We start from the raw sequence: 13100 nt of genomic DNA, 5'->3' as shown, positions 1-13100 counted from the left end.
AGGTGAATTTATTTGAAAGGAAGTATCTCAAGGCATTATTTTTACCCGATAAGAAGTGGCGAAAACAAGAAGAACCTCAATTGAGGTTCTTCTTGGAATAATTGTGGGACAGCAGTGTGCCGAGGCATCCTTTTTTATACCCTGAGTTTGGTGAGAAAACGCTGAATCAATTGCGCAACATGCTCCGCATGTACATAAGCCAAATCATGTTGCCCCTGTGACACGATATACAATTCAGCATGTAGTATTTGACGGTGTAAGGCCTGCCCCACTACAACAGGACTAATCGGATCTGCATCGCCCCAAATCAGCAGAACTGGGCACTGGATACGCTCCAGACTGTCCGTCAAATCAGACTGATGCTGAACAAACCAATCGGGAACAGTAAAGTTCTGTTGATAATCCTCTCTCCAATCCGCCACCTGAAAAGGACTTAAATCAATACCGCCTGAGGTTGCCACAAGTACCAAAGCCTGTACCTGCTCAGGTTTTTGTAAGGCAGCTTGCACTGCAAAAATGCCGCCCATGGATTGTGCAATGACTACAGAAGGCTGTTGGATTTGATTCAATACATCGTCTTGTAAGCCCTCAAAACTCTGCACATTCACATCATCCGGATAGCCACCAAAGCTCGGATAAGCGACGACCATGCTTGAATTGTCCTGTGGGAGGCGCTGTATGACAGGTTGCCAAAATGCCGTATTGCCCGATGCACCGGGCAAAAAAATCAGGTTCAAACCATCACCATCCACTAGAATCCACTGAGCTCTTTGGCTTTTTTAAAGGCTGGGCGCTGCTGAATACGCTGTGCATAAGCAACCATTTGAGGATTATGGGCTTTGACTCGCTCTTGCATCGCCACCACAGGAAAGCTCATTTGAATATCGGCAAAGGAAAAATCACCTGCAAAATATTCATGTTGAGATAAATAATTTTCCAAATATGCACTGTGCTCTTTCAAGCGTGGATTAATAAAGCCGCCTTTCACCCCATCACAAATTTTATTGGCAATCGGCTTAATTAGAAAGGGAACATGTTTCGGTACATTGGTCATCACCAAGGTCATGACCAAATAGGGCATCAACGACCCTTCGGCATAATGCATCCAGTAGTTGTATTGCATTAAGTCCTTTGGATTTTGCGGTTTAAACCTATGCGCCGTATCGTAAGTGGCTTGCAGATATTCTAAAATCACCGCAGATTCTGCTATGACCAAATCACCATCAGTCAAAACGGGGGCTTTGCCTAAGGGATGAATGTCTTTTAACTCAGGTGGCGCAGCATAAGTCGGCAGCCGTTTATAAAACTTCACCTCATACTCCAACCCTAACTCTTCCAAAGCCCATAAAATGCGTAAAGAACGTGAATGTTCCAAATGGTGCAGAGTGATCATTGTTTTGCCTTTTGTTTTAATTGAAATCTAGCACTCACTTTACGCGAAAATTTGGATTTTGCACCTGTAGATGTACATGAATCTGCAGTCGTACAAAATCCTTTACTGCCTCTAAAAACAGCCAAGTAAGTTAAACAATTGAGGTTTCAATCTCAACAGAACGTAATAGGGTTTTAGTGACTGGTGTTTTTTGACAGATATCTAAGATTTTTTGACGCGCTTCTTCTGTCAATGTTTGCTCAAACGACAAACGACGACTAATCCATTCTCGGCCTTCTTTGTTGGCATTAAAGTCTGCTTCGACACTAAAAGCCCCCCACTCGATCCCTTTGTGCTGCGCATACATCCGTAGGGTAATCATGGTGCAGGAAATCAAGCCTGTACAAATAAAGTCATAAGGTGCAGGGCCTTTGTCCTGACCGCCAAAAGACGCTGGTTTATCGGTAATGAATTGATGTCGCCCACTACTTACTTCACCAGACCATGCTTCGACGCATGTTTTCACTTCTGCATTCGCAATGATTGCCATTTTTTTATTATCCTATTTTTCATTTATCTTTTTTGAATAGGTTTCACGTACTGAAACTGTCCACCTATGCTGTTGTTGAACGATTTTTCGCAGTATTCCTCTTATTTTGAAGCGCGCATTTGGTCTGGAAATGCTGGTGCTTCCAAACGCGGGCCTTCATAGTCTGGAATTGAGCCAAAACGTTCATCTTGTGCAATCCACTGATCACGTGCAATTTTCAATTCTTCTTGAGTACGACCAACAAAATTCCACCACAGTAGAATTGGACTTTCAAACGGCTCACCACCTAACAGTAACAAGCGACTACCCGCATGAATTTCAATTTCAATCGCACTTACGCCCTGCTCAAGCACCACCATATTGTCTTCTGTCAGTTCGTGCCCATTGACCGTAGCCGTTCCTTCTAAAGCCATAAAGCCATATTCAAAGTTAGGATTGAGTGTTAAACGGGTTTTGGTGCTTTCTGCTGCGCTTAAATCTACTCCTAACAGTTCGGTATAAACACTCACAGGTGAGGTGGTATTTAAAAACTCTCCAACCAAAACAGTAAACTCCACCCCATCTTTTTCCACCACAGGCAGTTCTGAATAGTGATCGAAACGTGGTTCAACAGCAATTTGTGCATCGGGCAATGCTATCCATAATTGTGCCGCATGCATTTTGGTTTCTGTATCTGGTGCGACTTCTGTATGGGAAATCCCATGTCCTGCGGTCATTAGGTTGACCTGTTTTGGACGAATCAGCTGTTTGCTACCCAAACTATCGGTATGCATCATGGTGCCTTCAATCATCCATGTAAAAGTTTGCAAACCAATATGTGGATGTGGGCCAACATCTAAACCGTCCCCTTGTGGGAAAGTTACAGGGCCAGCGTGATCTAAGAAACACCATGCGCCAATCATTCGTTTATGGCGACTTGGTAGTGCACGCTTGATGACCGTCCCTTGGCCGATTTCAGCACTTCTCAGTGGAAACTCTTGAATGAATTGATTTACGTATTTTTCACAGTCATCCGAATGCGAAAGTTCAGTATAATTATTATTCGTCATGTGCTTACTCATTACAGATCCATATGTCCTAGATCATAACAAGCAGATTCCCAACTGCACATCCCTAAAAATAGAATGCTGATTCTTAAACATGGGACAATATCTTGTATTTTCAAAACTTAAGTAAAAGGCAATGCGTGGATGTAAAAATGTTGTTACATCTTTATTTTTTAAAGATTACGACCACCTGAAAATAAGAAAAATATTATTGTGTAAGCCCTTTTGATAAATGAAATATACAAATTTCTCAATTTTCATGCCTATCCCATATAAATTTCATTCTGATGATAGTGTAGATAAGGCAGATGTTTTACATCCAAGTGCAATTTTAAATGTGTTGGAATAGAAAAGAACTCTTTATCAATCTCATTGAGCTTTTTCGAAATCTGAACTATCCCCGTGTCAAGAAAAGTAATAAATCCTTGATCAAATAGACGGTCAAAATTTGGAGACAATAAGAATCCATTATAAACATCTACTTTTTCATTTCCATCACACTTTGCCCAAGGCTTAATATGGGATGCAATTAACAATCTACTATGACTAAAGCCTGTGACTGCACAATAGGGATAAAAATCAAAAAGCTTTTTCCTGAACTTATTTTGAATCAGTCTGACTTTAACTAAACGCTCAGCATCTGTTGTAAATATTTGTTTTTCCGTAAATATTGACTCATCATTAACATCAATTTCTTTTAAGAAGTCACCATAATGCTTCAATGCAGAAGAATACATATTATTCCCCACTCGGTTTCTATCTTGATAGATATCTAAAGTAAAAATTGTCTGCTTTAATGCTTCAAACTCAATGCTGTTTTGAGGTAACTCATAACTAGGTAACCACTCATTAATTCTATTTTTTATAACTAAATCATATTTTAAAGCTGTAGCCTTTGAAAGATTCTTATTCTGTATTAACCAATGATAAAAATTCATCCCTCTCTCCCTACCTCGTTATATAAAAAAGGACGCCTAAGCGTCCTTTTCAAAGAGTAATTTCTCATTCACTGCCGCGAGCATAGCTCTTGGCGTAATTTAGGCAAGAAGCTTCTCTTCTTGAAAGCCCTCACTGACGCAGGCGTAGCCTTTGGCGTAAAATCGGTAAAATGCGTTGCATTTTAAAACCCCGATTTTACTCCCATTCAATCGTTGCTGGTGGCTTAGACGACACGTCATACACAACACGAGAAACATCTTTGATTTCGTTCATGATACGCGTTGAGATTTTATCGACAAGATCATAAGGAAGATGTGCAAAACGTGCTGTCATAAAGTCTACAGTTTCTACTGCACGAAGTGCAATCACCCATGCATAACGACGACCATCACCTACGACACCTACAGATTTTACGGGCTGGAATACTGCAAAAGCTTGTGCAGTTTTATCATACCAACCACTTGCACGAAGCTCTTGCATGAAGATGTCATCTGCAAGACGTAAAATGTCTGCATATTCTTTCTTCACTTCACCCAAAATACGCACACCCAAACCTGGACCTGGGAATGGATGACGATATAGCATTTCATGCGGTAAGCCTAAAGTTGTACCTAAACGACGTACTTCATCTTTAAACAAATCACGGATTGGCTCAACCAATTCAAAAGCCAAGTCATCTGGTAAACCGCCCACATTGTGGTGAGATTTAATCACATGTGCTTTACCATTTTTGGTTGCAGCAGATTCGATCACGTCTGGGTAAATCGTCCCTTGTGCAAGGAAGTTTACACCATCAAGTTTACGCGCTTCTTCAGCAAAAACTTCAATGAACTCACGACCAATGATTTTACGTTTTTTCTCAGGATCAACTTCACCCGCAAGTGCAGTCAAGAAACGCTCTTCAGCATCGGCACGAATCACACGGATACCCATGTTTTTCGCAAACATGTCCATCACTTGCTCGCCTTCGTTTAAACGAAGCAAACCATTGTCTACAAATACGCAAGTCAATTGATCGCCAATTGCTCGGTGTAAAAGTGCCGCAACAACGGATGAATCCACACCACCCGACAAACCTAAAAGAACTTTCTGATCGCCAATTTGTTGACGTAGTTGTTCAACACGCAGGTCGATAATGTTTTCAGAGTTCCACAGACTACGACAGCCACAAATGCTGTGTACAAAGTTAGACAATAACTCTGCACCTTTTGCAGTGTGCGTTACTTCTGGGTGGAACTGAATACCGTAGAAACGACGTGTTTCATCAGAAACCATCGCCACTGGGCAGCTTGGCGTGCTTGCAGTAATTTGGAAACCTTCAGGAATCGCCGTCACTTTGTCGCCATGACTCATCCATACTTTAAGCTGGTCTTTGGTGTCCTCAAGATCACCAATCAACTTGTCACGAACTTGGATGTTTACTTCGGCATAACCGAATTCATGTACTGTCCCTGGCTCAACTTTACCGCCAAGTTGTGCCGACATGGTTTGTAAGCCATAGCAAATACCCAAAACTGGTACACCTAAGTTGAACACAACTTCTGGCGCACGTGGGCTGCCCTCTTCGTGTACGCTCTCAGGACCACCTGACAAGATGATACCGTTTGGATTAAATGCACGAATGTCTTCTTCAGACATATCAAAAGCATACATTTCAGAATATACACCAGCTTCACGTACGCGGCGTGCAATAAGCTGGCTATATTGAGAACCGAAATCCAAAATAAGGATACGATCTTCAGTAATTTGAGTATTGGTAGTCATGACAAACAACTATGAAAGGCAAACGAATATAAGCGCCGTATTCTAGCATTTTTCCACACATAACGCACATAATTCGGACAAGCTTTATGCAAGGCCAACATTTGGTGGTGTTTAAACAAAAAAGCACGCAATTATGTGCTATGTTTATTGCGAAATTTTCTCTATTTTAACAACTTCAATATCGGTCGGTTTATAACGATGTGTGTCGACCTCACCGACCACCTGTACTTTATCGCCTGCTTTAATATTGGATACTTTCCATAAATCATCATCAATATCCAGCAAAATAACCCCTGTACCATCGCTGAACTCATAATGATCTTCATTGAGATGTTTCAACAGTGTGCCTTTTAAAGTGACCGCCGTTTCATCTTTGAGATTTGCAATGGCTGAAACAGTGACGTGATTGTTTGCCGCTTTTTGTATGATGATATGCTCATCATTTGCCCATGCGCCTACAGCTAGACTTAAACTGCTCATACAAAGCGCAATTTTTAGAAGATTTTTCATATTATTTTTCCTCATGTCTTATTGCTATTAATCAAAATAAAAAAAGCAGCATCGTAAATGCTGCTTTTCATTTTGAATTATTTTTCAATCAGATGATCTAGGCTCATTTTTCCTGCACCATGTAGCATCAGAAAAAACAAACCTCCTGCCATGGCAAAGTTTTTCATAAAATTAATACTGTCTTGTGTGCCATCATGAAAGATAAAAGCGGTAATCACACTAAATAGACCCAAACCAAACGCAGCAAAACGCGCTTGGAATCCAAACAGCAACGCTAAGCCACCACCAAACTCAACCAAAATAGTTAATGGTAATAGCGCTCCGGGAACGCCCATAGACTCCATATACCCTACAGTTGCACTATAAGCTGTAATTTTCCCCCAACCTGCGACAAGGAAAATATAAGCCATCAGCACACGTGCAATTAAAGCTAAAACAGCATCGGTATTGGGTTGATTGACAATATTTTTGACCACAACATTTGGATTAAACATTTTTACACCTTTAAATACGTTTTATTTGAAGTTGTAGCTATCTTAATAATCTCTGTTTTTAGAATAAATATGCATTTTCATTATGCATCGTTCCGAATAGAGAACAATAATAGCCGAATTTATTTACGTTTTAATACTGACTTCTGACAATGAGACTGCTAGGATTTCTGCACTCTTCTGTTTAATTGTGCCCCATGGAACTGATTGATTTTATATTACATGTCGATGACCATCTGCTCGAGTTTATCACCAACTATGGGGTTTGGATTTATGCAATTTTGTTTCTCATCATCTTTGTGGAAACAGGCTTGGTGGTCATGCCCTTTCTACCCGGCGATAGCTTATTGTTTGCCGCAGGTGCCTTAGCTGCATCAACGGGTGCAATGAATCCATGGTTCCTCGGTATTTTACTTTTTGTCGCAGCCGTACTGGGCGATACATTGAACTATCATATTGGTCGTTATATTGGGCCGCGTGTTTTTGAAATCGAGTCACGTTTTATTAATAAACAACACCTGATAAATACACAAAAATTCTTTGAAAAACATGGTGGTAAAACCATTATTTTTGCACGTTTTATTCCCTTTGCGCGCACCTTTGCACCTTTTGTGGCAGGCGCAGGAAAAATGGACTACAAATTTTTCCTGTCTTATAACCTGATTGGTGCATTCTGCTGGATTGGTTCATTCATTACTTTAGGCTATATTTTTGGCAATGTGCCTGTGGTCAAAGACAATTTCACGCATCTGATTTTCGGCATCATTATTATTAGTGTCTTACCTGGAATCATTGGTTTTATTCGGGCGAAATGGAAGAAAAAATCAACCACTCGCGCTTAGGCAAAAAAGCGTAAAATCACAGGGAACATACATACCACCAATAACATGGCCGATCCTTTGTACAAGAGATCGGCTTTTATTTGCTTGGACTCACCCGATAAAATGGCACGACCAAATGACATCCAAAACAAAGCCGTAGGTAATAAAACTAAGCTAAATACAATAAAGACCCATAAAAAATTCGTCGGATTATCCCATGTTTCATAAGGAAAAATACCTGCAGCAAACAGTACAGCTTTTGGGTTTTTCAAAGTTGAAAAAAACAACTGCATTGGTCGAATCGAGGTAAAACGTTGATTATGTTTTTCTAAATGTGAGCTTTTCCATAAGTGAAAGGCCAGCCAAAATACGTAACCTGCGCTAATAATATGCAAAATATCAATCAGATATGGCCAGATAGGGGTACTCAAATGAATTAACAATGCCCATAAGTTGATGGCATAGAAATACCCGAACAGTTCTGCAGGCACAAGCGCACTGGTTTTCGCCAGACCTTGCTGATGTGCAGAGCTTGCGAGTAAAGCATTGGTTGGTCCCGGAATCATCAGGACAGCAATCATTGCCAATACAAACAGCCAACTCTCAATCATAGACATCCAACAACAGTATTCAAGATGCGCAATTTAGCCGAAAAAGAGCAGTTTCCTCAAGTCAAGGCAGACAAAAAGACAGAACCTACTTACTGAAAAGTGACCTTAAAAAATAATAAGACGTTGTTTTATTGTGATTATTTTTGAAACATTTTGCTAAAATTTTCATTCTGCTAAAGATACAAACACTTCAGCAGAATGAATCTATCCGTGTTTAATTTGTCTTATTTTGGACAGTAATCGTACAACCCTTAAACTTTGCAGCTTGTACTATGGCTTCTTGTTGGCCCAAAAGCCTTGAAATTTCGGTCTTTTTAGTATTCGAAGATTGTCCCATATTGAGCGAAATACTTGGACCAAAGCCCCAGCCGCCACCATGACTCCAACCACCACCCAGCCCCACACCTACACCCATACCCGTGCGTTTTTCAGTCGGTACACCTTCATCTAAATGTTGTTGAATACGATTATACTCTGCCTGTAGCTGTTGGCAGTTCAGCGCTTGGTACTGTGTAGGAGAAACATAGGTTGGTTTAACCGTTGTGGCACACGCACCTAATAACAACGTACTGCCCGCTAAAAAAGCAACTAAGATATTTTTCATGCTGAATCTCGCAGTTTATTATTCTCAATCTCATTGAACAATGATTGATAGGCCAGCGTCAATTTATGATCATGCGCCAAATGAATCAACGGTAAATTTTTATGATGTGACTCTTTCATCATCACCGATGGCGGTAACATACTTTCTAAAACAGGTAGACCTTCATCTTTCAACTGTTGCACCACTTCACGCGGCAGTTTAGCCTGTGCTTGGTATTGATTGACCACGATGCCCTCAATTTCCAAATGGTCATTATGATCATCTTGGGTTTCAAGTACATTTTCAATCAAGGTTTGTAGTGCTCGTTTAGAGAAAACATCACAGTCAAACGGAATTAGAACTTTATTGGCCGCAATCAATGCCGATAAGGTAAAGAAATTAAAGGCTGGTGGTGTATCAATATAAACTCGGTCGTACTTCCCAACCAGTTGTTGTAAGGCATCACGCAATTTATAAATTTTATGTTTGGATTCTAATGCATGGGCCAAGGCACCCAAATTTGGGCTGGCAGGAATCACATCAAGATTTTTAAAAGGAGACTGATGTACATAGCTTTCTAAGCCTTTGGCACGTCCTTTCAGGATCGAACCAATCGCATTGCCGAGCAAGCTTTTATTTTGTGTAGCACCCAGAACTTCTTCAAAATAGTTCTCAATATTTGGCTCTAAAGCAGGCTTATCCGCAGTATAGGTTGCATCATCGCCCAACACATACTGACTCGAATTCGCTTGTGGATCGAGATCAATCAATAATGTTTTTAGACCTTGATGCGCACTGATAGCAGCCAAATTCACAGCAATACTGGACTTGCCTACACCACCTTTTTGATTAAATACCACACGTGTATGCATAAAATCCCCTTCATCTTGTTATTTTTCCACCTTATCTAGCAGTGTAGCGCAGAACAGGTTTCGTGCCGAACATTATGTCTAACAATTAGCCAAAGTTTGGTTTAATCATGACTAAACCAATAATCGAAACCATCGACACTACAGCGAGAAATAAGCCTGCACGGCGCTGTGCTAATAAAATTGTGTCATCCTTTTTATAGGCTTTAGATAAAGAAGACAGTATGACTAAAAATAAAACCACTTTGGCATAGAACCATGTTTGCACTTCAAAGTTTTTCATCACCAATAAGATGATGCCTGTGAGTACAATCATAGTCATACTCAAATGCTGAAATGCAACAAAAGCGATACGACCTGTAGGATTAGGCTGGTTACCCTGAACCCCTTTAAACAAGGTCATCGCACGTGCCAAAATAATTATGCATGCAATACTCACCGCACTCATATGTACAATTTTAATCAGTAATTGTGTTTCCATTCGCAAGCCTCTGTTTAGCTTTTCGGTGCATGTGCACAGTTTGGGCTAGAAGTGTCTTGCCCTTCCCACTCTTCTGGTAGAAAAGCATGAATAGCTAAAGCATGAATTTTTCCAGGACTGAGTAAATCGCCTGCTACGGCATAAATTTTTTGATGCCGCTGTACCAAACGCAGACCAGCAAAGGCTTCACTCACCACAATCACTTTAAAATGTGATTCCTTACCGGGGAAATATCCACCATGCCCCGAAGATTCATTCACCACTTCTAAATGGGATGGGGAAAACTGCTGTAAGCGCTCAATTAATTGCTGCTCTAAGCTCATGCCTGTCTCCAAAAATGATTATTCTGAGAGTATACCTGTTCCTTGCTGCTATGCGACGGTTAAAACGATCATCATCCGAACCATGACTTTACTTTTCAGCGGTAAAAAATCAAAAAGTCGGAACAGACTGCATTAAACTGGCTTTATTTTATGCAATTAAACTCAGCTTTTTCATAAAGCTATTGACCCTGAACTTGCTTGCTGTATCATACAGCGCTATGCGGGAATAGCTCAGTTGGTAGAGCACAACCTTGCCAAGGTTGGGGTCGCGAGTTCGAGTCTCGTTTCCCGCTCCAAATTTTTTTCAGGGTAAGTTTTCGTAAAAACTGCTCAATACGCGGGAATAGCTCAGTTGGTAGAGCACAACCTTGCCAAGGTTGGGGTCGCGAGTTCGAGTCTCGTTTCCCGCTCCAAATTTTTTAGTGTAAGTTTTTATAAAACTGCTCAATACGCGGGAATAGCTCAGTTGGTAGAGCACAACCTTGCCAAGGTTGGGGTCGCGAGTTCGAGTCTCGTTTCCCGCTCCAGATTCAAAAAAGCCCTCATCGAAAGATGGGGGCTTTTTTATTGGCACATGGAGCACTGCATATAAGAAATTTTAGATTAGATGGGGCTTAGATTTTTTATAAGAGCAGAAAAAACACCCTATACAGGACACCATAATTATAGTGATACCGATCAACTGATAATTACTTAATTTTTCACCTAAAATTATCCATCCAGCTAAAGCACTTATGATAGGAGAGACACTTAATAAGATGCCAAAAATTTTTGGAGATAACGTATTCATTGCAAAAATATCTAACAGAAATGGAATTGTGCTAGAAAGCAGTGACACTAAAAAGCAAAGTAGAAAAATCCAACGAGATTCAAAAATAACGCTAATGTTCCAAATTCCAAATGGACTTGCACATAATGCAGCGATAGCCATTCCTAAAGCGACAGAATTTTTGCCACCCAGTGCAACTTTTGCACCATAAATAATATATAGTCCCCAACATACTGCCGCACCAAGCGCATATAACATTCCAATATAACTAAAATTATTCGCTACTTTCCCGAAAGGAAATAAAACTAATCCAATAAGCGCTAATCCTCCCCAAATCAAATCTAGTTTGTGTCTAGACATAAAAATAGCAATGGCTAAAGGTCCTAATACTTCTATAGAAATGGCAATACCTACAGATAAATATGAAAAGGCTTTATAAATTAGAAGATTCATTAAACTCATGATGATTCCATAGCAAATTAAATCTTTCCAATACACATTTGGATTCAACCCTTTCCAAGGCCTAAACATGATCCATAATAAAATAGTTGATAAACCTAGCCTCATTAGAGCTACGCTTTCTGCGCCTAAAATAGGGAAGATTGTTTTTGCAATTGCTGCACCAATCTGTACAGAAATTAAAGACAGAAAGGCTGCAAGTAAAGCGACTTCATACTTAGAATGAACAAGGATCATTTTTTTCATCTGTTATTTGATGAAGAAATTTTAGTTCAGACAAGTCAGGTAAAAAGCTGTAATTTCGATATCTATTCGAGTAAATTACTCATAATTTGACTAAATTTGATGCATTTAATTATGAAGGAAATTTCTTTAGATAATTTTGATTATTCTATCCTCCGAGTTCTACAACAAAACAATAAAACATCTCATCGTGAAATTGCTGATGCTATTGGCTTATCTCCAGCATCGGTACAAAGACGTATAGCAAAAATGGAAGATGAAAAAATTATTGAGCGAAACTGCGCTGTCTTAAATCCAAAAAAATTTGGTGAAAGAATTACGTCTATTATTGAAGTTAGGTTAAGTGAAGATAGGTCTATCGTTATGGACAGATCCAAACAATATTTTTCATCTGTAGATGAAATTCAGCAATGCTATTTCGTAAATGGAGGAGTTTCGTTCATCATTATAATGATTTCAAATAATTTATCTCATTTTGAAGTATTAGTAAGAAAACACTTTGCAGATAATATTGATGTAAAGACGTACAGAACCTTAATTGTTCTGGATCGAGTTAAAGTAAATTTAGATTTATGTTTCTAAAAATTAGTGCAGTATATTTTATTATTTAATATTAATATGTTATGAGGTAAACACTAGGGTTGAATGCACTACAACAGCTTTTCATCATTATTCATGCTTCACACTTACTGTTTAAACAAGATAAAGCCACTGAGCCTAACCACTCATGAAAACCGCTGACTTGAGCGATAAAACCATGATTATTTTATATCAAGCCGAGCCTTTCTCTTGTTTATAGAAAGACCCAGCCCATCAATCACATTAGAACTTTACTAAGTCACCTTTTAACGCCACCCCTGCTAATGCCGTACCTTTCGCACATTGGTAAGTCGTGGTGCTACGTGTTTCGTTGGACTTATAGAAACTCACCAAATTGGTCACGGCATTTGCACCTTTTGCTTTTGCCGTATTTTGGAACTGAATCAACGCAGAACGTAGCACATGATCACATGAACTTTCTGCCGATTTAGCAAAACCATTGGTTTTTTTATTGGTCACTAAGCCTTTTTGAATGACCTTGCCACCTGACTTAGTGCCCGCTAAATAAAACTTGACTGAACCATCCAACACCCCATCAGCGACAGCACGGTTTACGGCTTCTTGGAAATTGAAATCATGCATTTGGTCAGCTGCTTGAGCCGATGCAATCCCACATAAAGACAATACTGTTACTGCAAAAGCTTTTTTAAAAGACATCATTTTTCCCTC

Annotated in this window: 17 protein-coding genes and 3 tRNA genes; 5 read left to right on the top strand and 15 right to left on the bottom strand. The window is 39.7% G+C overall.

Features of this window, described 5'->3' with window-relative positions; all coding sequences use genetic code 11:
- Positions 1 to 134: 134 nt before the first annotated feature.
- The 8 genes from ACE01U_RS12265 to ACE01U_RS12230 all read right to left on the bottom strand — a co-directional run bounded on the left by ACE01U_RS12265 (position 135) and on the right by ACE01U_RS12230 (position 6675).
- Positions 135 to 737, bottom strand: a complete 603-nt coding sequence (locus tag ACE01U_RS12265) for an alpha/beta fold hydrolase (protein ID WP_395579581.1) — start codon at positions 735 to 737, stop codon at positions 135 to 137.
- Between the two features lie 14 nt (positions 738 to 751).
- Positions 752 to 1393 (bottom strand): glutathione S-transferase family protein, encoded by a 642-nt coding sequence (locus ACE01U_RS12260; protein ID WP_110975786.1) that lies wholly within the window; start codon positions 1391 to 1393, stop codon positions 752 to 754.
- 130 nt (positions 1394 to 1523) lie between these two features.
- A complete protein-coding gene (locus ACE01U_RS12255; RefSeq protein WP_086210829.1) occupies positions 1524 to 1922 on the bottom strand; it encodes an OsmC family protein in 399 nt (132 codons plus the stop codon).
- Positions 1923 to 2023: 101 nt separating this feature from the next.
- Positions 2024 to 2971 carry a pirin family protein gene (locus tag ACE01U_RS12250; RefSeq protein ID WP_395579580.1) on the bottom strand — a complete coding sequence of 316 codons (948 nt, stop codon included), beginning with the start codon at positions 2969 to 2971 and terminating at the stop codon, positions 2024 to 2026.
- Between the two features lie 260 nt (positions 2972 to 3231).
- Positions 3232 to 3906, bottom strand: a complete 675-nt coding sequence (locus ACE01U_RS12245) for an HNH endonuclease (protein ID WP_119065019.1) — start codon at positions 3904 to 3906, stop codon at positions 3232 to 3234.
- Between the two features lie 196 nt (positions 3907 to 4102).
- The gene (guaA, locus tag ACE01U_RS12240; protein ID WP_086210961.1) at positions 4103 to 5671 is read right to left on the bottom strand and encodes a glutamine-hydrolyzing GMP synthase; all 1569 of its coding nucleotides are present in this window, start codon (positions 5669 to 5671) and stop codon (positions 4103 to 4105) included.
- A 144-nt stretch (positions 5672 to 5815) separates the two neighbouring features.
- The gene (locus tag ACE01U_RS12235; protein WP_395579579.1) at positions 5816 to 6181 is read right to left on the bottom strand and encodes a NirD/YgiW/YdeI family stress tolerance protein; all 366 of its coding nucleotides are present in this window, start codon (positions 6179 to 6181) and stop codon (positions 5816 to 5818) included.
- A gap of 77 nt (positions 6182 to 6258) precedes the next feature.
- Positions 6259 to 6675, bottom strand: a complete 417-nt coding sequence (locus ACE01U_RS12230) for a DoxX family protein (protein ID WP_086210662.1) — start codon at positions 6673 to 6675, stop codon at positions 6259 to 6261.
- Between the two features lie 194 nt (positions 6676 to 6869).
- Here ACE01U_RS12230 and ACE01U_RS12225 point away from each other — a divergent pair, with 194 nt between their 5' ends.
- Positions 6870 to 7514 (top strand): DedA family protein, encoded by a 645-nt coding sequence (locus ACE01U_RS12225; RefSeq protein WP_086210663.1) that lies wholly within the window; start codon positions 6870 to 6872, stop codon positions 7512 to 7514.
- On the opposite strand, the gene ACE01U_RS12220 is transcribed toward ACE01U_RS12225, so the two are convergent.
- From ACE01U_RS12220 to ACE01U_RS12200, 5 genes are all read right to left on the bottom strand, one after another.
- Entirely contained in the window at positions 7511 to 8104 is a 594-nt protein-coding gene (locus ACE01U_RS12220) for a LysE family translocator (RefSeq protein WP_086210664.1), read from the bottom strand. The genes ACE01U_RS12225 and ACE01U_RS12220 overlap by 4 nt on opposite strands.
- A 214-nt stretch (positions 8105 to 8318) precedes the next feature.
- Positions 8319 to 8708, bottom strand: a complete 390-nt coding sequence (locus ACE01U_RS12215; protein ID WP_110975781.1) for a hypothetical protein — start codon at positions 8706 to 8708, stop codon at positions 8319 to 8321.
- Positions 8705 to 9559: a ParA family protein gene (locus ACE01U_RS12210; protein WP_395579578.1), complete on the bottom strand. Its 855-nt coding sequence runs from the start codon at positions 9557 to 9559 to the stop codon at positions 8705 to 8707. The genes ACE01U_RS12215 and ACE01U_RS12210 overlap by 4 nt, the downstream gene beginning before the upstream one ends.
- Positions 9560 to 9644: 85 nt before the next feature.
- Complete coding sequence (locus ACE01U_RS12205) at positions 9645 to 10037, bottom strand: SirB2 family protein (RefSeq protein ID WP_086210667.1); 393 nt, start codon at positions 10035 to 10037, stop codon at positions 9645 to 9647.
- A 14-nt stretch (positions 10038 to 10051) separates the two neighbouring features.
- Positions 10052 to 10360: a BolA family protein gene (locus ACE01U_RS12200; RefSeq protein WP_086210668.1), complete on the bottom strand. Its 309-nt coding sequence runs from the start codon at positions 10358 to 10360 to the stop codon at positions 10052 to 10054.
- Between the two features lie 220 nt (positions 10361 to 10580).
- On the opposite strand from ACE01U_RS12200, the gene ACE01U_RS12195 reads away from it, so the two are divergent.
- From ACE01U_RS12195 to ACE01U_RS12185, 3 genes are all read left to right on the top strand, one after another.
- A tRNA-Gly gene (locus ACE01U_RS12195) sits at positions 10581 to 10656 on the top strand.
- A gap of 41 nt (positions 10657 to 10697) precedes the next feature.
- A tRNA-Gly gene (locus ACE01U_RS12190) sits at positions 10698 to 10773 on the top strand.
- 38 nt (positions 10774 to 10811) lie between these two features.
- Positions 10812 to 10887, top strand: a tRNA-Gly gene (locus ACE01U_RS12185).
- Positions 10888 to 10958: 71 nt separating this feature from the next.
- On the opposite strand, the gene ACE01U_RS12180 is transcribed toward ACE01U_RS12185, so the two are convergent.
- Positions 10959 to 11825, bottom strand: coding sequence for an EamA family transporter (locus ACE01U_RS12180; RefSeq protein WP_395579586.1), 867 nt, complete (start codon positions 11823 to 11825; stop codon positions 10959 to 10961).
- A 120-nt stretch (positions 11826 to 11945) separates the two neighbouring features.
- On the opposite strand from ACE01U_RS12180, the gene ACE01U_RS12175 reads away from it, so the two are divergent.
- The gene (locus ACE01U_RS12175; RefSeq protein ID WP_395579576.1) at positions 11946 to 12413 is read left to right on the top strand and encodes an Lrp/AsnC family transcriptional regulator; all 468 of its coding nucleotides are present in this window, start codon (positions 11946 to 11948) and stop codon (positions 12411 to 12413) included.
- A gap of 240 nt (positions 12414 to 12653) precedes the next feature.
- Here ACE01U_RS12175 and ACE01U_RS12170 read toward each other — a convergent pair whose 3' ends face one another.
- Positions 12654 to 13088, bottom strand: coding sequence for an excinuclease (locus tag ACE01U_RS12170; protein ID WP_086210747.1), 435 nt, complete (start codon positions 13086 to 13088; stop codon positions 12654 to 12656).
- Positions 13089 to 13100 lie beyond the last annotated feature (12 nt).

Source organism: Acinetobacter halobius, from assembly GCF_044130335.1.
Taxonomy (GTDB): domain Bacteria; phylum Pseudomonadota; class Gammaproteobacteria; order Pseudomonadales; family Moraxellaceae; genus Acinetobacter.
The sequence above is the reverse complement of the archived record's forward strand: the minus strand, read 5'-3'. Positions and strand labels throughout refer to the sequence as shown.